A 19,995-nucleotide genomic window follows, 5' to 3' on the forward strand; every position below is an offset into this window, starting at 1 on the left:
GCGACCCGGGTCGCACCGCCTATGCTGCCCGGATGCGCAGCGCGACCGGGGGGATGGTGGTCGCGTCGTTCGTCTCGCGGATCCTCGGGTTCGTCCGGCTGGCGCTCCTGATCGTGGCGGTCGGCGGCACGAGCGCGTCGGTCGGCGGGCAGGTGTTCGAGGTCGCGAACTCCGCGCCCACCTACCTGTACGGGCTCATCGCGGGCGGGGTGCTCGGCGCGGTGCTCGTGCCGCAGATGGTCCGGGCGCGGGCCGACGGACCGGAGGGCGTGCGGACCCTCGAGCGGCTGCTCACCGTCTGCCTCGGCGGAGCGGCGCTCCTCACGGCCGCCTGCACGCTCGCGGCGCCGCTGATCGTCGGGCTCTACGCCGGGGGCTGGTCGGCCGACTGGGCTCTGCTCGCCACCCAGATGGCCTACTGGTGCCTGCCGCAGATCTTCTTCTACATCGTCTTCGCCGTCTTCTCGCAGCTGCTCAACTCCGCCGAGAAGTACGGGCCGGGCGCGTGGGCGCCCGCCTGCGCGAACGTGATCTCCGTGCTCGGGATCGCGGTGTTCCTCCTGATCCACCCCGAGGCGGCGTCGACGCCCGCCGACGAGTGGACGCCGGAGATGGTGGCGCTCCTGTGCGGCACTGCCACCGCCGCGATCGTGGTGCAGGGGGTGATCGCGGTCGCGTTCTCGCGGTCCGTCGGCGTCCGCCTGCGGCCGCGCTTCGGCGTCGCGGGGCTCGGCGGAGTGTCGCGGGACGCGGTCTGGGTGTTCCTGGGCGCCCTCGTCGCAGAGGTGTCGTACATCGTCGTCTCGAACGCGGCGACGGCGGCCGGCCAGGCCATGAACCGCGCCGGCGTCGACGGGCCGAGCCTCAACTCCTTCTCGAGCGCGCAGCTGCTGCTCCTGCTGCCGCACGGCATCCTGGTCGTCTCCGTCGCCACGGCGATGTTCACGCCGCTCAGCCGGGACCTGCACCGCGGCGATCGGGCGGCCGCGGCGGTGAACCTCCGACGGACCGAGGACGCGGTGCTCGCCGTCACTCTGCTCGCGACGCTCCTGTTCGTCGCGGCGGCGCCACTGCTCACGCAGCTCGTCTTCGGCACACCGGTGATCGGCGGAGTCCTGCAGCTGCTCGCCCTGAGCCTGGTCGGCTTCAGCCAGACCTACGTCCTCAACCGGGCGATGTTCGCGCTGGGTCGGGCCCGCGACTCGCTGGCGACCCAGGTCGTTTCGGCCGTCGGCGTCGCGGTGGGGGCGCTCGTCGGCGGGCTCCTCCTGCCTGCCGAACTCGTCGTGCCGGCGATCGCGGGCGGCACCGCCCTCGGGACCACGGCCGCGTGGGCCCTCGCCCACTGGCTGGTCCGGCGCCGGATCGGCGTCGTGCCGCAGCCGACCCGGGACCGCCGCGCCGCTCTCGTCGCGGCGCTGGTCGCAGCCTGCGCGTCGGTGCCGCTCGGCCTGCTGCTCGCCGTGCCCGCCGACCGCCTCGCGGCCGGCGCCGTGCTGCTGCCGGTCGGACTCGCGATCACCGCCCTGTTCGTGGTCGTGCACCGGGTCGTCGGCGGGCGCTGGCTCTGGTCGCTGGTGCTCGCGCCGCTCTGAGGGGCTGCGCGTGCGGTCCCGCAGCCCCGACCCTCAGTGCCCCGCGCCGAGGTTCCCGGCGAGGCGGCCGTGCATCCGGGTGGAGGCGTCGTTCATGCCCTCGATCACGGCGCGGGTGCCGTGGCGCTCGTACTTGGTGGTGACGGCGTCCAGCGCGGCGACGGTCGAGGCGTCCCAGATGTGGGAGCCGGAGAGGTCGATCACGACGTGCGCGGGGTCCTCCGCGTACGAGAACTGCGTGGTCAGGTCGTTGCTGGAGGCGAAGAACAGCTCGCCGGTGACCGTGTAGTGGGCCGTCGATCCGTCGGCGGAGAGGGTGCGCTCGACGGTCGCGAAGTGGGCGACCCGGCGGGCGAAGACGACCATGGCGGCGAGGACGCCGACGACGACTCCGATCGCCAGGTTGTGGGTGAGGACGACCACGACGACCGTGGCGATCATGACGACCGTCTCGCCCACGGGCATCCGCTTCAGGGTCGACGGGCGGATGCTGTGCCAGTCGAAGGTCGCCACCGAGACCATCACCATCACCGCGACCAGCGCGGCCATCGGGATGATCGCGACGAGGTCGCCGAGCGCGACGACGAGGATCAGGAGGAACACGCCGGCGAGGAAGGTCGAGATGCGGGTGCGGGCGCAGGACGCCTTCACGTTGATCATCGTCTGGCCGATCATCGCGCAGCCGCCCATGCCGCCGAACAGGCCGGAGAGCACGTTCGCGGCGCCCTGCCCGAGCGACTCGCGGGTCTTGCGGGAGGGGGTGTCGGTGATGTCGTCGACGAGCTTCGCGGTCATCAGCGACTCGAGGAGTCCGACGAGCGCCATCGCGACGGCGTACGGCGCGATGGTCGTGAAGGTCTCCCAGGTCAGCGGTACGTTCGGCAGGAACAGCTCGGGAAGGCTGCGGGGCAGCTCGCCCTGATCGCCCACGGTGGGGACGGCGACCGCCGTCACGACGACCGCCGCGGTGATGAGGACGATGGCGACGAGAGGCGCCGGAACGGCCTTCGTCAGGCGCGGCATCACGACCATGATCACGATGCCGACGGCGACCAGCGGGTAGACCAGCCAGGGCACGCCGATCAGGTTGGGGATCTGCGCCGAGAAGATCAGGATCGCCAGCGCGTTCACGAATCCGACCATCACGCTGCGGGGGATGAAGCGCATGAGCTTCGCCACTCCGAGCAGCCCGAGCACGATCTGGAGCACGCCCGCGAGGATCACCGTCGCGATGAAGTAGTCCATCCCGTAGTCGCGGGCGACGGGGGCGATCACGAGGGCGACGGCGCCCGTGGCGGCGGTGATCATCGCGGGGCGTCCGCCGAGGAACGCGATCGACACGGCCATCACGAACGACGAGAAGAGGCCGACCCGCGGATCCACGCCCGCGATGATCGAGAACGAGATCGCCTCGGGGATGAGCGCGAGCGCGACCACGAGGCCGGCGAGGACCTCGCGGGTCAGGATGCGGGGGGTGCGCAGCGCCGTCATCACGGTGGGCTCGGCGTGCGGGCGGGCAGGGGTCTTCGAGGCGAGGGCCATCGCGGCGGCTCCAGGGAGTGGGAGGGGTGCTCGACGAGGAGCGCGGAGGGCTGCGGCATCGGGTCGGCGGAAGCGGGCGGGGATGCCAAGCTTGCAGAGGCGTGTCAGCAGCACGTGCAACCCTACCCTCACGTAAGGGTAGATCTGAAGGGGTGAGCAGGATCGGCACCATGCACATCGGCGAGCTCGCCGAGCGGACCGGCCTCTCGCTCCGGACCCTGCGCCACTACGACGAGATCGGCCTCGTGAAGGCGTCCGGCCGCACCGAGGGCGGCTTCCGCCTCTACACGTCCACCGACTACGACCGCCTGATCCTCATCCGCCGCATGAAGCCGCTCGGCTTCTCGCTGGAGGAGATGGCCGCGCTGCTCCGCGTGATCGACACCCTCGAGGCCGAGGGCGACGACGCGCCGGCCGAGGTCCGCGCGCAGCTCGACGCCTTCGTCGCGCAGGCCCGCGAGCGCCGCGAGGCGCTGAGCGCCCAGCTCGCGATGGCCGACGAGTTCGTCGAGCTGCTCACCAGCCGCTGAGCCCGGCCGCCTGCGCGATCGATGCGTCGCGAACGGCTCCCACGCGGCTCCGATGACGACCGTTCGCGACGCATCGGATCCCCGGGAGCGCGGGAGAGCCGCTCAGGTCGCGCTCGCGTCGGGCAGCTGCTCCGGGCAGTCGCCGCCCGGCTCGGTGGCGAGCTCGAAGTGCCAGATCTCGTTCGCGTAGGTCTGGCAGAGCCCGTAGTCGGTGCCGTGCTGCGCGAGCCAGCTGTCCGCGTCCGTGTAGCCGATGTCGACCGCGTCGCCGGTGAGGTGGGCGGAGGAGGTGACGGATGCGACGCGGCAGCCGCGGCCCGACGGCGGCCGTCAGCCGCGCGGGCCGCGGGCCAGCAGGGCGTGCAGCAGCGGCAGCGCCGACGCGATCATCAGCACGGTCCCGAAGCCGCTGTCGTCCGGGCGCACGACGGCGCCGGCGATCAGCAGGCCCGCGAACAGCACGGCCGAGATCACGCGGCGGACGGTGCCCTCGAGCCGGTTCAGCCGGCGCTCGATGGTGGGGACGGTGACCGCGAGCTCGCCGTCGTCGAGGGTCGTGACGAGCTCGTCGAGCCGGCGCGGCAGGCGCCAGATCAGGCCGAGCGTGTCGACGGCCTGCTTGCCGACGTCCTGCACGACGGAGCCGCGCTCCTCGCGGATCAGCTGCTGCGCGTAGGGCTCAACCGAGTCCCACAGGTTGAAGGCCGGGTCGAGCGCGCTGCAGACGCCCGAGGTCAGCGACATCGCGCGGATGACGAGCAGGAAGTTCTCGGGGAGCTGGAACGGCAGCGCGCGCACGACGTCGCCGAACTGCACGGCGAAGTCGCGGAACTCGCGCGGATCCACCTCCCGCAGCTCGGCGAAGCCCATGCCGCCGAAGCGGGCGAAGAGCTGCGTGAGCGCCCGCTCCAGCTCGCGGGAGTCGGCCGAGGGGAGGAGGACGCCGACCGCGCGGGCCGCGTCGACGAGCCCCTTGCCGTCGCGGGAGGCGGCGGCGATCAGCATCCGGCGCAGGCCCGCGCGGGTGCTCGGCGGCACCTCGCCCATCATCCCGAAGTCGATGAAGGTGAGGCGCCAGGGCAGCTCGCCCCCGGGGGTCGGCGTGACGAAGACGTTGCCGGGGTGCGGATCCGCGTGGAAGTAGCCGTTGGTGAAGAGCTGGTCGAACATCACGGCCGCGAAGACCGGAGCGACCTCCCGCGGGTCGATCCCGGCGGCCAGCAGCGCGGCGTGGTCGGTGATCTTGATCGCGGTGACGTCCTCGAGCGTGAGGACCTTGCGGGTCGAGCGCTCCCAGACCACGTCCGGGACGGCCACCCGGGCGTCGCCCGCGAAGTCGGCGGCGAAGCGGACGGAGTTGGCCGCCTCCTGCAGGTAGTCGATCTCCTCGAGGCTGGTGACCGCGAACTCCTCGACGAGGGCCGGGGCGTCGACGCGGTCCGAGACCAGGCGCACGTGGCTGAGCCAGCCGCCGACGCGGCGCAGAGCCGCGAGGTCGACCTCGACGATCTGGTCGATCCCCGGCCGCTGCACCTTCATGATGGCGGCGGAGTAGCCGGTGTCCTCGGCGTCGACGGGGGAGAGCCGGGCGCGGTGGGCCTGCCCGAGGGAGGCGGCGGCGACGGGCGACTCGTCGACTCCGGCGTACGCGCGCTCGAGCGGCAGCCCGAGCTCGGACTCGGCCAGCGCCCGGATCCGCGGGAACGGGACGGGCGGGACCTCGTCCTGCAGCCCCTCCAGCTCGCGCGTGATCTCGGGCGGCAGCACGTCCAGGCGCGACGACATGAACTGGCCGACCTTGATCATCAGGCCGCCGAGGTCGACCGCGAGCACGTGGAAGCTGCGGGCGAAGCGGCGCATCCGGCCGGGCCGGGTGCGGACCGCGACGCGCGTGAGCCCCACCCGCGGCAGGAGCAGGTCGAAGAACCAGGTGACCGCGAGATGCCACGCGGCGAAGCGGAGGATCCGGCGGTAGCGCCGCCGGTCCTCCCGCTCTCGGTGGCCCGGGGCGGCAGGACCCGGGCTGACCGAGGCCACCCGGGTCAGTCCTGCGCGAGGATCGCGTACAGGCGGCGGCGCACGTCCTCGAGTTCGGCGACGGCCTTGCGGATCTGCTCGGGGGTGCCCGAGCGTCCGACCTGGGCCGCGGCCTGGGCGAGCTCGAGGCCCGCCTTGGGCAGGGCGCCGAAGTCGACGTGGTCGGAGTCGTTCCACGGGGTCGAGGTGCCGTGCTCGGCGACCGTCGCGCGGCCGGCGTCGGTCAGCGTGTAGGTCTTGCGGCCGTTCTGCTCGTCGGCCGTGATGAGGCCCTCGTCCGCGAGGAGCTGGAGGGTCGGGTAGACCGAGCCGGGGCTCGGCTTCCAGTCGCCTCCGCTGCGCTCCTCGATCTCGCGGATGATCTGGTAGCCGTGCATGGGCTGCTCGGCGAGGAGCGCGAGCACCGCGGTGCGCACGTCCCCGCGGCCGACCCGGGAGCCGACGCGCTTCTCCATGCGGGAGCGGGCCTGCTCCATCGCGCGCCAGATGCTCTCGATGGGCGTGCCGGTGCCGAACGCGCCGGTCGATGACGATCCGTTCATGATGACCTCCTGTTTGTCCGAACGATACTCAGCGATATGGGTGGCGACTGTGAACGACTGCCGCGTCGGCTCAGAGCTTCGCGAGCTTCGCCCGGGCGACGAGGAACAGCCCGTACATGACCAGTCCCGCGCTGACGAGGGTCAGGGCGATCGTGCCGTACGGAGGGACGTCGAGGAAGCGGATGGCCCCGTCGAGCCCGGTCGCCTGGCGGGCGTCGCCGGTCAGCGCCGCGACCACGAAGATCCCGCCGGCCAGGCCCAGCGCGAGCCCCTTCGTGATGTAGCCGGTCGCGCCGAGGATCAGCACGGCGGTCCCCGTCGGGCCCTCGGGGATGCGGACGAGCTTGCGGAAGCCGCGCCGGATCCCGATCGCGACGAAGCCGATCCCGCTGCCCAGCACGATCCCGCCGACGATCACGAGGATCACGACGCCGACCGTGCTCGTCAGCAGCTCGGTGTTGATGCGGCGGATCGTGGCCGAGGAGCTCGTCGAGCCGCCGAGGGCGAAGACGAGCGTGGTGCCCGCGAGCGTGAGGGAGGCGATGCCCTTGCCCGACTCGACGATCCGGCGGCCCAGGCGGGCGGGGAGCCCCGGCGCGGAGGAGCGCCCGCCGAGGGAGAGCTGCCAGAGGCCGAGCGCGACCAGCCCGATCAGCGCGGCCCAGACCACCACGAGCCCGACGGGGGAGTCGGCCATGCGCCCGATCGCTCCGGACGCGTCCGCCTCCCGCGAGGTCTCGTCGCTGACCGCGACGCGCAGGGCGAGGCCGCCGATCAGGAGGTGGATCAGTCCGTTGACGGCGAAGCCCGTGCGGGCGAGGCGCCGGAAGCGCCGGGTCCGGACTCCGGCGCGCGGCGACGGCACGCTCGCAGTGGACATCGCGCAACCCTCTCATCCCCGGCGGCCCCGGCGCCTCCTGACCCGCCGACGCGCGCTTGGCAACCCTCTCCCCGGCCGGGTGCCCGCGTCGTGGGATGGAGGTGCGGTGCAGATCGCGCCGCAGCAGGACGAGAGAAGGAACCCCATGCGTGCACGCCGACGTCGCGCGGGCGGTCGCCGAGGGCCGAGGCGGGGCGGACCTCCCGGACCGGTCCCGGGCAGGGGGGGGCGGCGACGATGACCGGAGCGACGCTCCTCGTCCGCCGCCCGTCGAGCCCGGCCTCGCGGGTGCTGGTGCTCCACGCGACCGCGGTCGAGCTGGAGCTGCTGGTGAACGCGCTGCTCGGGCTCGCCGAGGCGACGTCGTGCCTCGACGTGCGGGTGGCGGCGAGGTCTCGGGCGGCGCTCCTGCTGGCGACCGTCGATCCGGAGGCGGTGCTGCCGCTGGCCGAGGCGCGGCGGGTCCGCGTCGGGCTCCGCCGCGAGCGCGAGGAGCTGGAGCGCGGCGGGGTCGGGTGCCGGCACGTCGTCGAGGCGCGGGCCGGCCGTCGGTAGCTCCGGAGCGGGTCCGATCGGCCGCCGGCCTCGCGACGAAGTCCTGACGGAGGTCGTCCACCGCCGATGTGCGCCGCGCCGTCCCGCCCCCGTCAGCAGCAGCCGCAGGCCTCCGAGTCCTCGCTCGTCAGCGCGGCGATCGGCGTCGTGCAGGTCTCGCCGCGCCAGGCCTCCAGGCCCTCGCGGACGGCGACCGCGGCGATCACGAGGCCGGCGACGGGGTCGGCCCACGTCCATCCGAGCGTGCTGTTCAGCAGCAGGCCCACCAGGACGGCGGCGGAGAGGTACGAGCAGAGGAGCGTCTGCTTCGAGTCCGCGACGGCCGAGGCCGAGCCGAGCTCGCGGCCGGTCCGGCGCTCGAGCAGGGAGAACGCGGGCATCACCAGCAGGCTGACGGCGGCCAGCACGATGCCGACGGGGGAGTGCTGGGCCTCCGAGAATCCGAGCAGCGCCCGGACCGAGTCGACGGCGACGAACGCGGCCAGGCCGAGGAACGAGACGGCGATCACCCGCAGCGCGGTGCGCTCGCGCGCCTCCGGATCGCGGCCCGAGAACTGCCAGGCGACGGCCGCGGCGGAGAGCACCTCCACCACGGAGTCGAGGCCGAAGGCGACGAGCGCGGTGGACGACGCGACCGTCCCGGCGGCGAGGGCCACGATCGCCTCCACCACGTTGTAGGCGATGGTCGCGCCGACGATCCAGCGGATGCGCCTCTGCAGCACGCGGCGGCGGGCGGGGAGGAGCGGAGCGCGCAGGGCGGTCATGCGCAGCGGCAGTCGTCGCCGGAGCAGCAGTCCGGATCGACGACGAGGGCCAGGCGGAGCAGGTGGTCGAGCGCCCCGGCGATCCGGGTCTCGGCCAGCCGGTACCAGGTGTACCGGCCGTCCTTCACGGCCTCCACCAGCCCGCATCCGCGGAGGCACGCGAGCTGATTCGACATCACCTGCCGCGAGACCCCGAGCGCGTCCGCGAGGTCGGAGGGGACGGCCGGAGCCTCGCGCAGCGCGAGCAGGATCCGGGACCGGGTCTCGTCCGCCAGGGCGGATCCTAGGCGCGCGAGAGCAGCGGAGTGGGTGAGGGTCGCGGTGGCGGGCACGGGAGCGACGGTACACGCGATGCTGTATCGAGCGCGAGGGCGGTGGTCTCTCCTCGAACGGGTGAGCTCCCCTCCCGCTCCCCCCCGTCGGGTGGGCGGACGGGCCGCACTGCCGCGGATCCCCGGGGCCGGCCTCCACGGCGCGCCCCGAGCGGCCCGCGCGCCGTGCCAGGATCCCCTTGATCACGGCGCCCGTCCGCCGCTCCGCCGCTCGGTCTCCTGGAAGGGCCACGGACCCGCCTTGCTCGATGCCACGACCCTCCGCGTCGCCTTCGGGGTCACCGCCCTCACCCTCTTCCTGCTGTTCGCGCTGGTCACCTACCGGTCGACGCGCTCGTCCTTCAGCTTCTGGTGGTGCACGGCGCTCGCGCTGTTCATGGGCGGCTCGCTCGCCTACCTCCGCGACGGCACGGCCGACCAGGTGTGGGCGAATCCGCTCGGGAACGGGCTCATCGTGGCCGGCGCCGCCGCGGTCTGGGCGGCGAGCCGCTCCCTCCGCGGCCGACCGACGCCGTGGTGGCTGGTGGTCGCTCCGACCGTGGTGGTGACGGGCGTGTCCAGCCTCGACTCGCCCGCCGTCAACGACTGGTCGGGAGGGCCGCTCTACCTCGCCTCGATGGCGCTCCTCATCGGCCTGTCGACCCGCGAGATCGCGCTGCTCGGCGCCGGACGCTCGCGCACGCGCTGGCCGCTGCTGCTGAGCTCCGGCGCCCTCTCCCTCTACTACGCGCTCCGGTTCGCCGTGTTCCTGGCCGCGGGGCTGCGCAGCGAGCTGTTCGCGACCTGGTTCGGGACCCCGACCACCACGCTGATCACGCTGGTGCTGCTGGTCGTGGTGTCGTTCAGCATGGCGTCGCTCAGCGGCGAGCAGGTCGCGCAGATGCTCACCGCCGGCGCCGCCCGCTCGCGGCAGGAGCTCGCCGACGGCGAGAGGGTGCAGCGGCGGCTCGAGCCCCGCTCGGTCCCGGACCTCCCGGGCTACGACGTCGCCGGCGCCTGCGTGCCCAGCGGGACGGTGAGCGGCGACTTCTTCGACTGGCGCTGCACGCCCGACGGGCTCGCCGTCACCGTCGCCGACGTGATGGGCAAGGGGGTCGGCGCCGCGATGATCGCCGCCACGGTCCGCGCCGCCCTGCGCGTCACTCCTCCCGCTCTCGGCCCCGCGGCGACGATGGCGCTCATCGACCGGGTCGTCGAGCCGGACCTGTCGGCGAACGACGCGTTCGTCACGCTCCTCCACCTGCGGCTCAGCGCCTCGACCGGCGACATCGCGCTCGTCGACGCCGGGCACGGACTCGGGATCGTCTGCCGCGCCGACGGCTCGCGCGAGCGCATCCCCTCCGCCCACCTGCCGCTCGGCCTCCTCGGCACGCAGGAGTGGGAGCCGACCGGCCTCCGACTCCACCCCGGCGACCTGCTGCTGATCTGCAGCGACGGCGTGCTGGACCTCTTCGACGGCTCCCTCGCCGCCCTCGACCGGGTGGCCGACGCGGCCGTCGCCGCCCCGGCGACCGCCGCCGCCGCGGTCGCCGGCGTCACCGGCCTGGCGGCCGAGGGGCTGCTGGCGGACGACGTGACCGTGGTGGCGATCCGGCGGACCTCGGGGAGCTGACCCGGCCTCAGCCCCGCCCCGCCTGCAGCCGGAGCCCGGCCAGCAGCAGGTCGAGGCCGGAGCGGAACACGTCGAGGTCGTCGTGCGTCGCCATGACGTCGGCCGCGTGGTGGCCGAAGGGGAACTCCTCCGGATCGAGGGCGCGCCAGCGGTCGGCCAGGTGCTCGAGGAACTCGCCCCTCTCCATCCCGCTCTCGAGGAACTCGCGGGGCGGCGGCTGCGCCAGGTCGGCCGCGACTCCGACGACGTAGCTGACGATGGACGACACGGCGTGGAACCGCTGCCGGGGCGTCAGGTCGAGAGCCATGAGCTGCTGCCCGAGGCGCTCGTACATCGCCATCGAGTTGGGCTGCACCCCGGTCGTGTTTAGCATGTAGAGGCCGAACCAGGGTCGGCGGACGCACTCGTCGAAGAGGGCCAGTGCGACGGCGCGAACGTTGTCGATCGGGTCCGGCCCGTGGGTGAGCGGCTCGCTGTCGGCGAGGACCCGACCCATGACCTCGTCGGTCGCCCGCTCCAGCAGCTCGTCGCGGCTGCCGACGTACCAGTAGATGCTCGCCACGCCGCCGCCGAGTCGGGCCGCGAGCGCGCGGAACGTGAGGGCCGACTCCCCGGACTCGTCGAGGATCGCGATCGCCTCGGCCAGCACGGTGTCGAGCGAGTGCGACGCTCGGCGGCGGCCCCGGGCGGGGGAGGGCGCGGCAGCGGTCTCCGTCGGGCGATCTGCAGGCATGGCTTGCATCTTACCGAACGGCGTTCCATACTATCGAACACCGTACGAGAGTCGAACGGCGTTCGATAGGAAGGCGCCTCGATGTCCGCTCCGACGACCACCTCCGCCGAGTCCCGCGCTCACACCTCCCTCCGCTCCGCGGCACTCCCGCTCGCCGCTCTCTGCCTCGCGTTCTTCGTCGAGATGGTCGACAACACGCTGCTCTCGATCGCCCTCCCGACGATCGGACGCTCACTCGACGGGTCGACCGCCGGACTGCAGTGGGTGACCGGTGCCTACTCCCTGACCTTCGGCGGGCTGCTGCTGACAGCCGGGTCCGCCGCCGACCGGTTCGGCCGCCGCCGCGTGCTCCTCACCGGCCTCGCCGCGTTCGGGCTGATCAGCCTCGCCGTCGTCCTCGTCACCGACATCGGCCAGCTGATCGCCCTCCGCGCGGCGCTCGGCTGCGCCGCGGCCGCCATGGCGCCCGTCACGATGTCGCTGGTGTTCCGGCTCTTCGACGACGAGAGGCTCCGCATGCGGTCGATCACGATCGTGATGATCGTCGGGATGTCCGGCATGGTCCTCGGCCCCCTCCTCGGCGGCTCGATCCTCAGCACCGTCAGCTGGCAGTGGCTGCTCGTCGTCAACGCCCCGATCGCGCTGCTGGTCTGGATCGGCGTGCGCCTCGGAGTCCCCGCGGACCAGCGCGCCGACCTCACCTCCGGTCGGCTCGACCTGCCGGGGACCGCCCTCACCGTCGCCGCGGTGGGGCTCGGCTGCTACACACTCACCAGCGGAGTCGAGAACGGCTGGCTGTCGCTCCTCACGATCGCCTGCGCCGCGGGCACCGTCGCCGCCGTCGCGGGATTCGTCGTCCGCGAGCGCCGCGCCGTCTCGCCCATGATCGACCTCGCGATCTTCCGCGCCGGGCCCGCGCGGGGAGCGGCGCTCACGCAGCTCGGCGCCTCGATCGCCTTCGCGAGCGTCCTGTTCGGCCTGATCCTGCACTTCCAGTACGCCTACGGCTGGAGCCCGGTGCGCGCCGGCCTCGCGAACCTGCCCGTCATCGTCACGATGCTCGCCGCCACTCCGGTCACCGAGCGCCTCGCCGCGAAGCTGGGGCACCGCGCGGCCTGCCTGATCGGCACCGGGCTCCTGGTCGGCGCGCTGCTCGGGATGTCCTGGGCGGTGGACCGGGGCTACCTCGCGATCGCCGTGATGATGGTCGTGATGACGGTGGGCCTGCGGACGATCATGACCATCTGCGCCGTCGCCCTCGTCGAGGCGATGCCCGCGAACCGCACCTCGATCGGTGCGGCGCTCAACGACACGGCCCAGGAGATCGGCACCAGCATCGGCACGGCCGTCGTCGGCACGCTGATCGCCGCACTGGTGGCGACCACCCTCCCGGCGGGCGCATGGAGCGCAGACCTCGCCCGGAGCTTCTTCGCGGGTGAGCGGGTCGCTTTCCTGGTCGTGGCGGTCCTCGTCGGCGTGATCGCGACGATCGGCTCGCTGTCCCTCAGCGACTCCCGCTCCACCGAGGAGCCGGCGGCGGCCTAGTCCATCGGGTCGCGCCGGGCGTCCTCGAGGTCGGCGATGTCCGTGTACTCGAGGAAGTCCAGCGGAGGGATGTCCATCATCTCCTCGCTCCACGAGGGACGGGCCGGCTGCATGCGGCGCGTCTCGAGCTCGATGTGGGCGATGACCTCCGCGGAGCGCCGGACGCTCAGGGCAGGACGGTTGACAGCCGCCCGTCGAGTCCGGTGGGGGAGGTGTCGCGCGGTGGAGCCCGCGCTCAGAGCTGCGCGAGCAGCCTCTCGCACGCCTGCTCGCAGCGGCGGCAGGCCTCGGCGCAGATCCGGCAGTGCTCGTGCATCCCGGCGTGCTGCTCGCAGTCGTCGGCGCAGGCGCGGCAGGCCAGGAGGCAGGCCTCGACGAGGGCGCGGACGGCCGCGGATCCGACGACGCCGCGGCGCGAGAGCACGGCGCCGGTCGCGGCGCACACGTCGGCGCAGGCGAGGTCGGTGCGGATGCAGTGGACCAGCTCGGCGACCGACTCCTCGCCGAGGCACGCGTCGGCGCAGGCGGTGCAGGTGAGCGCGCAGGCGCCGCACGCGTCGATGCACTCGGCCAGGACCTCCGGATCGACGCCTCGCAGCTCCCCGGGGTGGCTCCGGATCATGTCGCTCGTGCTGCTCATGGCGCGTCCTCTCGTCGTGACCCCGGCGGGTCGATCGGTCCGGGCGACGCTACGGGCCCGCCCGCCACCGGGCGAGGGCTTGGCCAGGCACCGCGGCCGGTGATAGCCGGGCCGTCAGCCCCTCACGACGAAGGCGTCGTGGATCAGGTTGCCCCCGGTCGCCGCCGGATTCCGTGTGCTGCCGCGGGTGATCGTGACGGTGTGGGTGCCGGCGGGCAGGGTCCCGCTGGTCCAGACGGTCTGGGCGGAGCGGGTGGTGGCGCTGTAGCGGTCGACCGAGGCCACGAGGACGCCGTCGAGGCGGACCTCGTCGATCCCGGACGTGCTGGACCGGCGGCTCACCCACGAGACTCCGGTGCCGGTGAAGCGGAGGGTGGCGGAGGCGCCCCCCGTCGACGAGAAGGAGACGCCGCCGCCGCTGTCCGCGGAGGAGGAGGTCGTGGACCAGGTGCCCGTGACGGCGACGGCCGGCGAGCCGTTCTGGTGGGTGCCGGCCCCGACGGCGGCGAGCGGAGTCGCGGTGGCGGTCGGCGTGGAGGTCGAGGTCGGCGTGGCGGTGGCGGCCGGCGTGGGCGTGGCCGTCGGCACCGGAGTGGCGGCCCTCTTCGCGAGCACGATGGACGCCGTCGCTCCCTTCAGCCCGTTCGGCCGGAACGTGATCGTCGTCGCGGTGCTCGTCCTGCTCGTCACGCTCAGGGCGGCGCTCGAGGACACCGTGCCCGCGGTCGGCCGCGCGAGCGTCACGGTGAGCGCGCTCGTCGAGACCTGCGTCGGGTCGACGGTCGAGACGGTCACCGTGTCCGCGTCCTCCCGGATCGAGACCAGGCCGGCGCCGGTGATGCTCGCGACCCGGGTGCCTCCGACGAGCACGGGGCTCGTGGTCCCGGCCTTCCACGACACGGCGCTCACGGTGCCGGTCGAGCGGTCGCGGGCGGCGCTCAGCTGGGGGGTGTTGCTGAGCACGGTCACGTCCGGGTCCACCGCGTACGCGGCGGTCGCCGCCTCGGAGGCGCCGGGGAGGACCGTGTACGCGTACGAGGCGCCGGTCGGGTTCGTGCCGTGGCTCGTCGTCAGGGAGTAGTAGTGGCCGGTCACCGGCGCCGTCGGACCGGCGGTGCTCACGGCGCTCCAGGCTCCGGTGCGGGTCCGTCCCTGCGCGGTCAGGGCGATCGGCGACGGGAAGACGTAGCCCACCGACTCCGCGGAGCCGGTGATCGAGGCCCAGCGGGCGGTGCTCGTGGCGGTCGCCTCCGCACCGCGGAGGACGCCGTCGACGCGGAGCCTCGCGTCGGGAGCGACGTCGCGGCGGTCGTCGATCACCGTCTCCGCGCGCCGGCGCGCCCCGTCCCAGCCGGTCCCGGACATGTCGGTCGCCGTGATCCCGGAGCCGAGCGCGAGGATCTCGTCGTCGAAGGTGAACCAGGCCTTCTTCGCGACCAGGCTCACCGACGCCGCGTCGAAGTCGAGCGCCGCGATCCCCGTCCGCCGCGACGGGCTCTCGAGGCTCCCGGTGAAGGTCGTCGTCGGGCGGGACGACGCGCCCTCGCCCGCGCTCCGGACGATCGTGTCCTCGGTGGTGCCGGGCATCCGGTACGGGTTCGCCGTGGCCCAGTAGCCGTCGTCGTACTGGCGCCCGCTGCCCAGGTGGAGCGACGTCGCTCCGTCGCCGGTGTACCAGCCGCTGCGGTTCTCGCCGTTGAGCGACTCGTAGCGGGCGATCCGCGTGCTCGACAGGCCGACGGCGAAGCCCGAGGTCGCCGTGGTCCGCGTGAAGCGGTCCATCCCGGCGAAGGCCCGGACGCCCGAGCCGATCGGGGTCGCGATCAGGCCCGTGTCGGCGAGGACGAGCCGCGCGCGCACGACGTCGCTGACGGACCCGGCCGTCTCGATGCTCACGGGGCTGCCGGCGTTGCAGGCCAGCCAGCTCTTCGCCAGCGCGTTCGTCCGTGTCCTGGCCGAGGGAGGGGCGCTGTCGGCGAGGCGCAGCACCGCCGCCTGCAGCTGGACGCCGACGTCGCCGTCCTCCGACTCCGCCCGCGCGGTCTCGCGGCCGCGGACCGTCGACATCACGGCGCCGCACCAGGTGACGGGGGCGAAGGAGGAGGCGAGCCGGTCGTACACGCCGAGCCCCTCCGGGCTCGTGATCTCCCAGCGGGAGCCGTCGAGCAGCGAGTACAGGTCGTCGAGGGTGTCGAGCATCGAGAGCCCGTACCCGCCGCTGTAGGCGAAGACGCTGTGCTGCACGAAGGAGCCGTCGGCGTGGAAGCCGTCGCCGGACGCCACCGTCCTCAGCGCCGGGTCGATGCCGGCGGCCGCCTCCGCGATCTTCGCCGGCTGCTTCAGCAGCACCGCCCGCCCGGCGATGACCGCCGCCGTCCAGACGCGGTTGGCGCCGGTCCGGGTGACGGTGTCGGCGAAGCGCGTCGAGGCCGACAGGTAGGCCTGCACCTGCGCCGCCGAGAGGTCGGGGTAGAGGAGGGCGGTGATGCTGTTCAACTCGAGCGGGATGCCGATCTGCTGCTCCCACCAGCGGGAGGTGCCGGTGGTCGAGCGGTTGTAGCGGTTCGCCGAGAGCCAGTCGGCGGTCGTGACGACGTCGCGGAGGAGCGCCGGGTCGCCGCTGAGGGCGGTGCCGGGGGTCTTCAGCGCGGTCGCGAGGACGGTGACCCGCTTGTAGGCGGCCCACACCTCCACCGCCGAGGTGCCCGTGACCAGGTCCGGCCACGGCTCGCCGCCGTCGGTCTCGAGCGTCGACCAGTAGCCCTCGGCCTCGGCGACGAGGCGGCCCTTCGCCGCGGCGAGGCCGCCGACGCTCCCGCTTCCCGGGATCGTGCCCGTCAGATCGGCGACGAGGGCGAGGCGCATCGCGTCGTACTCGTCGCCCGCCGAGTCGACGGCGGACGCTGTCGGCGCGGTGGCGAGCGGGAGGATCAGGACGGTCACGAGCAGGAGCGCCGCAGCGAGCGGGCTCCCGCGCCGGGGCGCGTCGGATCGAGAGGGTCGGTTCGTCTCCGCGCGCGATCGGCGGAGGGGACGCGGCTGGGTGGGCACGGGCGCTCCTGAGGCGACGCCCACGAGCCTGCGGGCTTCGGGTGCTCGCGGGTCGCCGGGGGAGCGTCGGGTGAAGAGTAGGGGTCCGCTCCGTCCGGCGGCAAGAGGCGGAGGCGAGGACGGCCGGGATCGGCCACCGCCGACGCTCCCGACCGCGCGATCTGCGACAGCCGTACCCCGTGAGGGGTACAGAGGCGCCGAAGGTCCCCCACCCGTCAAGCGGGGCGATACGGTCGGAGGTGCGTGTGCGCTCCGGGGAGTCCCGGCGCGGCGCGCAGGGGGAAGGGGGCACGGATGATCGAGGCCGAGCAGGATCCGCGGCTGGTGGCGCTCGAGGCGCTCGAGATGATGGGGTCGGCTCCGGAGGAGCGCTTCGACCGGATCACACGGATGGCCGAGGAGCTGTTCCGCGTGCCCGTGGCCGAGATCCACTTCCTCGACGACACCACGCTGTTCACGAAGTCCCCGCAGCGTCCGGACGCCGTGCTCGCCTACCCGCGCGCCGGCACCTTCTGCGACGCGACGATCGAGAAGCGCACCACCTTCGTCGTGCCGGACCTCGGTGCCGACGAGGTGTGGGCCGGGCACGAGCACGTCGCGGGGTACCCGCACGTCCGCTTCTACGCCGGGCGGCCGCTGTCGGTCGAGGGCGACCTGCAGCTGGGCACCCTCTGCCTCATCGACTTCGTGCCCCGGAGCCTCACCCCGGACGAGCGGCAGCTGCTCGAGGAGTTCGGCGAGTGGGTCGAGCGCGAGCTGCGCGACACGGCGGAGCGCGACCGCGCCGCCGACATGCAGACGCAGATGGCTCCCTCCTCCCTCCACCACCCTGCCGGCTACGAGCTCTCGGGGCTCTCGCTGCCGCGGTGGACGATCACCGGCGACTTCTACAGCTGGCGCGGCGACGACGAGACGGTCGACCTGACCCTCGTGGACGTGATGGGCAAGGGGACGGCAGCGGCGATCGTGGCCGCCTCGATCCGCTCCGCGTTCCGGGCGCGCCTGGGCGGCGACCCCGACGCGGTCGTCAGCGCGGTGAGCGCCCAGCTGCACGACGACTTCACGGCCACGGAGACCTTCGCGACCCTCTTCCACGGGCGCCTCGACACCGCGTCCGGCCGGATCGACTTCGTCGACGCGGGCCACGGGCTCACCGTCCTCCTCCGCGCCGACGGCTCGTTCCAGCGGCTCGCGGCACTGGGCCTCCCGCTGGGCATCGCGGAGGACGGCGGCTGGATCACCCAGACCGTGGAGCTCGCGGTCGGCGACTCGCTCCTGGCCTTCACCGACGGCGTCCTCGACCTCTACGACGGGACCCTGCAGTCCCTGGCGCGCGCGGTCGACCTCGCCCGCGACTCCGCCGACACCGCCGAGTTCCTGCAGGCGCTGAGGGCGCTCGCCGCCTCCGGCTCCGCGTCCGACGACATCACCGCCCTCGTGCTGACCCGCACGGGCGCCGACCGCTCCGCCGAGAAGGACCCCGCATGACGTTCACGACCGAGACGACCGCCCCCGACATCGCCGTGCTGCGGGGGGAGGGGCGGCTCAACGCGGCCTCGGCTCCGGAGCTGCGCTCGGCCGTCCGCCGGGCGATCGACGAGGGCAGCCCCCGCATCGTCGTCGAGCTCAGCGCGGTGACGTTCATGGACTCCTCCGGCCTCGGCGCCCTGGTCGGCGCTCTCAAGACCGCGCGGCAGGCGGGCGGCGACCTGCGGATCGCGGCGCCCAGCGAGCAGGTCGTGATGGTGCTGCAGCTGTCCAATCTGGACCGGGTGCTCACCCTCTTCGACACGGCCGGCGACGCGTACCGTGACTGAGCGCAGCGTCGGGTTCCGCACGCCCCCGAACGACACCGAGGTCGTCCACGAGATGCTCGCCGGGCTCTGGGGCGAGCGGCCGGACCTGCCGGCCCGCGACCGCATGGCCGTCGAGACGGCGCTGGTCGAGCTGGTCGACAACGTCATCCAGCACGCGACGTCGACGACGACGATCGTCTGCCGCCTCGTCGTGCGCGTCGAGGGAGACGCGATCCACGCGGAGCTGGTCGACACGGCCGATCCGCCGGACATCGGCACGCGGCCGCGGGAGATGCCGGACGTCTTCGCCGAGTCGGGCCGCGGGCTCGCCCTCATCCAGGCTCTGACGACCACGTTCGAGCACGAGCGCTCCGAGGGGCGCAACGTCTGGACCCTGACCCGGGCGCTGGACTCCTAGCGACTGGCGCGGATCAGCGGATCGTGTGCGCGGTGATGACCGCGGCGGCACGCGCCAGGTCGTCCGCCATGCCGTTCAGCCCGGGGGAGGCCTTCAGCACCTCCGCGCTGACCTCGTCGTAGCGCTCGTCCACCTGCGCGAGCAGCTGCTCCCCGGAGGCGGTGAGGCGCAGCAGGACGCTGCGGCGGTCCTGCGGGTTGGCGAGCCGGTCGACGTGGCCGGCGGTCGCCAGCCGGTCGAGGAGCGCGGTCACGGCGCCCGTCGAGAGGGAGAGCTCGAGACCCAGCCACTTCGGCGTGAGGTCGGGCGACTCGCCGAGCACCTCGAGCGCGGTGAGCTCCGAGATGCCCACGCCCACGCCCGCGGCGATGCTCGCGCGGAGGTGCCGCTGCGCGTTCTCGAGCAGGCGGAGCGACTGCCGCAGCTGCACGGCGGGCGCGTCCTGGTCGACGTCGCGCGGGGTCGGTCTCTCGGTGGTCATTCGTCCTTCTCGGGGTAGGGCTGGGGTCATCGTACGGGTCGCCCTCGGGGGTCCCGGCCTGTCACCCGGACAGGGGGCGAAAGAACGATTGCAATGTATCTTGGTCATCAAGTAACTTAGCGGTCAATCGAGTTCGGCGGACCACCAGCCGGACCCTCCCCCTTCAGCATCAGCCCGCCCCACCCGATCAGGAGTCCTGCCATGTCGACCCACACCGCCAAGTCCAAGCGCGTCCGCTTCGCTCCCCTCGCCATCGCGACGAGCATCGCCGCCGCCGCTCTCCTCTCCGTCTCGATGTCCGGCACCCTGTCCGGCTTCGTCGCGAGCATCTCCAACACCGGCAACACCGCCGCCTCCGGCTCGCTCGTCATGGAGGAGAAGTCGACCGGTGCCAGCCCCATCACCTGCCTCAGCACCGACGGCGGCTCGATCAGCACCAACACCGCGACCTGCGCGACCATCAACAAGTTCGGCGGATCGACCACGATGGTCCCCGGCCAGACCGTCACCACCGCGATCACGCTGAAGAACACCGGCACCGTCGCCGCCAACACCTTCACGCTGACCCCCGGCGCCACCTGCTCGCAGAGCAACAACGTCGCGGCCGGCGCCTCCGGCTCCGCCACCGACTTCTGCGGCAAGCTCAACGTCGTGATCACCTCGGGCGGGACCACCGTCTTCACGGGCACCGCCGCGACCCTCGCCGGCTCGGCCGTCAAGACCCTCAACACCGCCCCGGTCACCCCCGGCACCTCCACCCCCTTCTCCATCGCCGTGACCCTCGACTCGTCGGCCACCAACGCCTACCAGGGCCTGTCCGCGTCGCTCCCGCTCACCTGGACCTTCGCGAGCTGATCCCCTCTCCACCCGGCCCGGAGCGCCCCCGCGCGACGGGCCGGGGGAGGAGCGTCCCGCAGCGCTCCTCCTGCACCGCCCCCGAGA

General features: G+C 73.4%; 19 protein-coding genes. 9 read left to right on the forward strand and 10 right to left on the reverse strand.

What is annotated here, in order from left to right; genetic code table 11:
• The first annotated feature begins 32 nt into the window (after window positions 1-32).
• Complete coding sequence (gene murJ, locus C5C55_RS11815) at window positions 33-1,595, forward strand: murein biosynthesis integral membrane protein MurJ (protein ID WP_104234036.1); 1,563 nt, start codon at window positions 33-35, stop codon at window positions 1,593-1,595.
• Between the two features lie 33 nt (window positions 1,596-1,628).
• Here the strand turns inward: murJ and C5C55_RS11820 are convergent, their stop codons facing one another.
• Window positions 1,629-3,137, reverse strand: coding sequence for a SulP family inorganic anion transporter (locus C5C55_RS11820; RefSeq protein ID WP_104234037.1), 1,509 nt, complete (start codon window positions 3,135-3,137; stop codon window positions 1,629-1,631).
• A 170-nt stretch (window positions 3,138-3,307) separates the two neighbouring features.
• Between C5C55_RS11820 and C5C55_RS11825 the strand changes: the two genes are divergently transcribed.
• The gene (locus C5C55_RS11825) at window positions 3,308-3,667 is read left to right on the forward strand and encodes a MerR family DNA-binding transcriptional regulator (protein WP_104227142.1); all 360 of its coding nucleotides are present in this window, start codon (window positions 3,308-3,310) and stop codon (window positions 3,665-3,667) included.
• A 330-nt stretch (window positions 3,668-3,997) separates the two neighbouring features.
• On the opposite strand, the gene C5C55_RS11835 is transcribed toward C5C55_RS11825, so the two are convergent.
• From C5C55_RS11835 to C5C55_RS11845, 3 genes are all read right to left on the reverse strand, one after another.
• Entirely contained in the window at window positions 3,998-5,704 is a 1,707-nt protein-coding gene (locus tag C5C55_RS11835; protein WP_104234038.1) for an AarF/ABC1/UbiB kinase family protein, read from the reverse strand.
• Between the two features lie 5 nt (window positions 5,705-5,709).
• Window positions 5,710-6,246 (reverse strand): PadR family transcriptional regulator, encoded by a 537-nt coding sequence (locus C5C55_RS11840; RefSeq protein WP_104224292.1) that lies wholly within the window; start codon window positions 6,244-6,246, stop codon window positions 5,710-5,712.
• 70 nt (window positions 6,247-6,316) lie between these two features.
• Window positions 6,317-7,126 (reverse strand): DUF1206 domain-containing protein, encoded by an 810-nt coding sequence (locus C5C55_RS11845; protein WP_104234039.1) that lies wholly within the window; start codon window positions 7,124-7,126, stop codon window positions 6,317-6,319.
• 237 nt (window positions 7,127-7,363) lie between these two features.
• Between C5C55_RS11845 and C5C55_RS11850 the strand changes: the two genes are divergently transcribed.
• The gene (locus tag C5C55_RS11850; RefSeq protein ID WP_104234040.1) at window positions 7,364-7,681 is read left to right on the forward strand and encodes a hypothetical protein; all 318 of its coding nucleotides are present in this window, start codon (window positions 7,364-7,366) and stop codon (window positions 7,679-7,681) included.
• A 92-nt stretch (window positions 7,682-7,773) separates the two neighbouring features.
• Here C5C55_RS11850 and C5C55_RS11855 read toward each other — a convergent pair whose 3' ends face one another.
• Window positions 7,774-8,445 (reverse strand): cation diffusion facilitator family transporter, encoded by a 672-nt coding sequence (locus C5C55_RS11855; RefSeq protein ID WP_104234041.1) that lies wholly within the window; start codon window positions 8,443-8,445, stop codon window positions 7,774-7,776.
• Window positions 8,442-8,777 (reverse strand): helix-turn-helix transcriptional regulator, encoded by a 336-nt coding sequence (locus C5C55_RS11860; protein WP_104234042.1) that lies wholly within the window; start codon window positions 8,775-8,777, stop codon window positions 8,442-8,444. Before C5C55_RS11860 ends, C5C55_RS11855 begins: the two co-directional genes overlap by 4 nt.
• A gap of 241 nt (window positions 8,778-9,018) precedes the next feature.
• Here C5C55_RS11860 and C5C55_RS11865 point away from each other — a divergent pair, with 241 nt between their 5' ends.
• A complete protein-coding gene (locus C5C55_RS11865; RefSeq protein WP_104317452.1) occupies window positions 9,019-10,389 on the forward strand; it encodes a PP2C family protein-serine/threonine phosphatase in 1,371 nt (456 codons plus the stop codon).
• Window positions 10,390-10,396: 7 nt separating this feature from the next.
• On the opposite strand, the gene C5C55_RS11870 is transcribed toward C5C55_RS11865, so the two are convergent.
• The gene (locus C5C55_RS11870) at window positions 10,397-11,122 is read right to left on the reverse strand and encodes a TetR/AcrR family transcriptional regulator (RefSeq protein ID WP_219813007.1); all 726 of its coding nucleotides are present in this window, start codon (window positions 11,120-11,122) and stop codon (window positions 10,397-10,399) included.
• Window positions 11,123-11,203: 81 nt separating this feature from the next.
• Here C5C55_RS11870 and C5C55_RS11875 point away from each other — a divergent pair, with 81 nt between their 5' ends.
• Window positions 11,204-12,667: an MFS transporter gene (locus tag C5C55_RS11875; protein ID WP_104234045.1), complete on the forward strand. Its 1,464-nt coding sequence runs from the start codon at window positions 11,204-11,206 to the stop codon at window positions 12,665-12,667.
• 235 nt (window positions 12,668-12,902) lie between these two features.
• Here the strand turns inward: C5C55_RS11875 and C5C55_RS11880 are convergent, their stop codons facing one another.
• The gene (locus tag C5C55_RS11880) at window positions 12,903-13,307 is read right to left on the reverse strand and encodes a four-helix bundle copper-binding protein (protein ID WP_104234046.1); all 405 of its coding nucleotides are present in this window, start codon (window positions 13,305-13,307) and stop codon (window positions 12,903-12,905) included.
• Between the two features lie 114 nt (window positions 13,308-13,421).
• On the reverse strand, window positions 13,422-16,250 hold the full coding sequence (locus C5C55_RS11885) for a polysaccharide lyase 8 family protein (protein ID WP_146080943.1): 2,829 nt from the start codon (window positions 16,248-16,250) through the stop codon (window positions 13,422-13,424).
• Window positions 16,251-16,652: 402 nt separating this feature from the next.
• Here C5C55_RS11885 and C5C55_RS11890 point away from each other — a divergent pair, with 402 nt between their 5' ends.
• The 3 genes from C5C55_RS11890 to C5C55_RS11900 are packed head-to-tail and all read left to right on the forward strand — an operon-like array spanning window position 16,653 to window position 18,572.
• Complete coding sequence (locus C5C55_RS11890) at window positions 16,653-17,846, forward strand: PP2C family protein-serine/threonine phosphatase (RefSeq protein WP_104234048.1); 1,194 nt, start codon at window positions 16,653-16,655, stop codon at window positions 17,844-17,846.
• A complete protein-coding gene (locus C5C55_RS11895) occupies window positions 17,843-18,175 on the forward strand; it encodes an STAS domain-containing protein (RefSeq protein WP_104227127.1) in 333 nt (110 codons plus the stop codon). Before C5C55_RS11890 ends, C5C55_RS11895 begins: the two co-directional genes overlap by 4 nt.
• Window positions 18,168-18,572 (forward strand): ATP-binding protein, encoded by a 405-nt coding sequence (locus C5C55_RS11900; RefSeq protein ID WP_104234049.1) that lies wholly within the window; start codon window positions 18,168-18,170, stop codon window positions 18,570-18,572. Before C5C55_RS11895 ends, C5C55_RS11900 begins: the two co-directional genes overlap by 8 nt.
• A gap of 13 nt (window positions 18,573-18,585) precedes the next feature.
• Here C5C55_RS11900 and C5C55_RS11905 read toward each other — a convergent pair whose 3' ends face one another.
• The gene (locus C5C55_RS11905; RefSeq protein ID WP_104224277.1) at window positions 18,586-19,053 is read right to left on the reverse strand and encodes a MarR family transcriptional regulator; all 468 of its coding nucleotides are present in this window, start codon (window positions 19,051-19,053) and stop codon (window positions 18,586-18,588) included.
• 201 nt (window positions 19,054-19,254) lie between these two features.
• Here C5C55_RS11905 and C5C55_RS11910 point away from each other — a divergent pair, with 201 nt between their 5' ends.
• On the forward strand, window positions 19,255-19,908 hold the full coding sequence (locus C5C55_RS11910; protein ID WP_104234050.1) for a hypothetical protein: 654 nt from the start codon (window positions 19,255-19,257) through the stop codon (window positions 19,906-19,908).
• The last annotated feature ends 87 nt before the right edge of the window (window positions 19,909-19,995 follow it).

This window comes from Rathayibacter sp. AY1C2, assembly GCF_002931195.1.
In the GTDB taxonomy this organism is placed as follows: Bacteria; Actinomycetota; Actinomycetes; order Actinomycetales; family Microbacteriaceae; genus Rathayibacter.

What these genes read in the sequence shown, in the direction of transcription:
- C5C55_RS11890 (WP_104234048.1), top strand. Translation starts at nt 16,653, where the DNA reads ATGATCGAGGCCGAGCAGGATCCGCGGCTGGTGGCGCTCGAGGCGCTC.
- C5C55_RS11870 (WP_219813007.1), bottom strand. Translation starts at nt 11,122, where the DNA reads ATGCCTGCAGATCGCCCGACGGAGACCGCTGCCGCGCCCTCCCCCGCC.
- C5C55_RS11880 (WP_104234046.1), bottom strand. Translation starts at nt 13,307, where the DNA reads ATGAGCAGCACGAGCGACATGATCCGGAGCCACCCCGGGGAGCTGCGA.
- C5C55_RS11910 (WP_104234050.1), top strand. Translation starts at nt 19,255, where the DNA reads ATGTCGACCCACACCGCCAAGTCCAAGCGCGTCCGCTTCGCTCCCCTC.
- C5C55_RS11845 (WP_104234039.1), bottom strand. Translation starts at nt 7,126, where the DNA reads ATGTCCACTGCGAGCGTGCCGTCGCCGCGCGCCGGAGTCCGGACCCGG.
- murJ (WP_104234036.1), top strand. Translation starts at nt 33, where the DNA reads ATGCGCAGCGCGACCGGGGGGATGGTGGTCGCGTCGTTCGTCTCGCGG.
- C5C55_RS11905 (WP_104224277.1), bottom strand. Translation starts at nt 19,053, where the DNA reads ATGACCACCGAGAGACCGACCCCGCGCGACGTCGACCAGGACGCGCCC.
- C5C55_RS11875 (WP_104234045.1), top strand. Translation starts at nt 11,204, where the DNA reads ATGTCCGCTCCGACGACCACCTCCGCCGAGTCCCGCGCTCACACCTCC.
- C5C55_RS11825 (WP_104227142.1), top strand. Translation starts at nt 3,308, where the DNA reads ATGCACATCGGCGAGCTCGCCGAGCGGACCGGCCTCTCGCTCCGGACC.
- C5C55_RS11850 (WP_104234040.1), top strand. Translation starts at nt 7,364, where the DNA reads ATGACCGGAGCGACGCTCCTCGTCCGCCGCCCGTCGAGCCCGGCCTCG.
- C5C55_RS11855 (WP_104234041.1), bottom strand. Translation starts at nt 8,445, where the DNA reads ATGACCGCCCTGCGCGCTCCGCTCCTCCCCGCCCGCCGCCGCGTGCTG.
- C5C55_RS11840 (WP_104224292.1), bottom strand. Translation starts at nt 6,246, where the DNA reads ATGAACGGATCGTCATCGACCGGCGCGTTCGGCACCGGCACGCCCATC.
- C5C55_RS11895 (WP_104227127.1), top strand. Translation starts at nt 17,843, where the DNA reads ATGACGTTCACGACCGAGACGACCGCCCCCGACATCGCCGTGCTGCGG.
- C5C55_RS11820 (WP_104234037.1), bottom strand. Translation starts at nt 3,137, where the DNA reads ATGGCCCTCGCCTCGAAGACCCCTGCCCGCCCGCACGCCGAGCCCACC.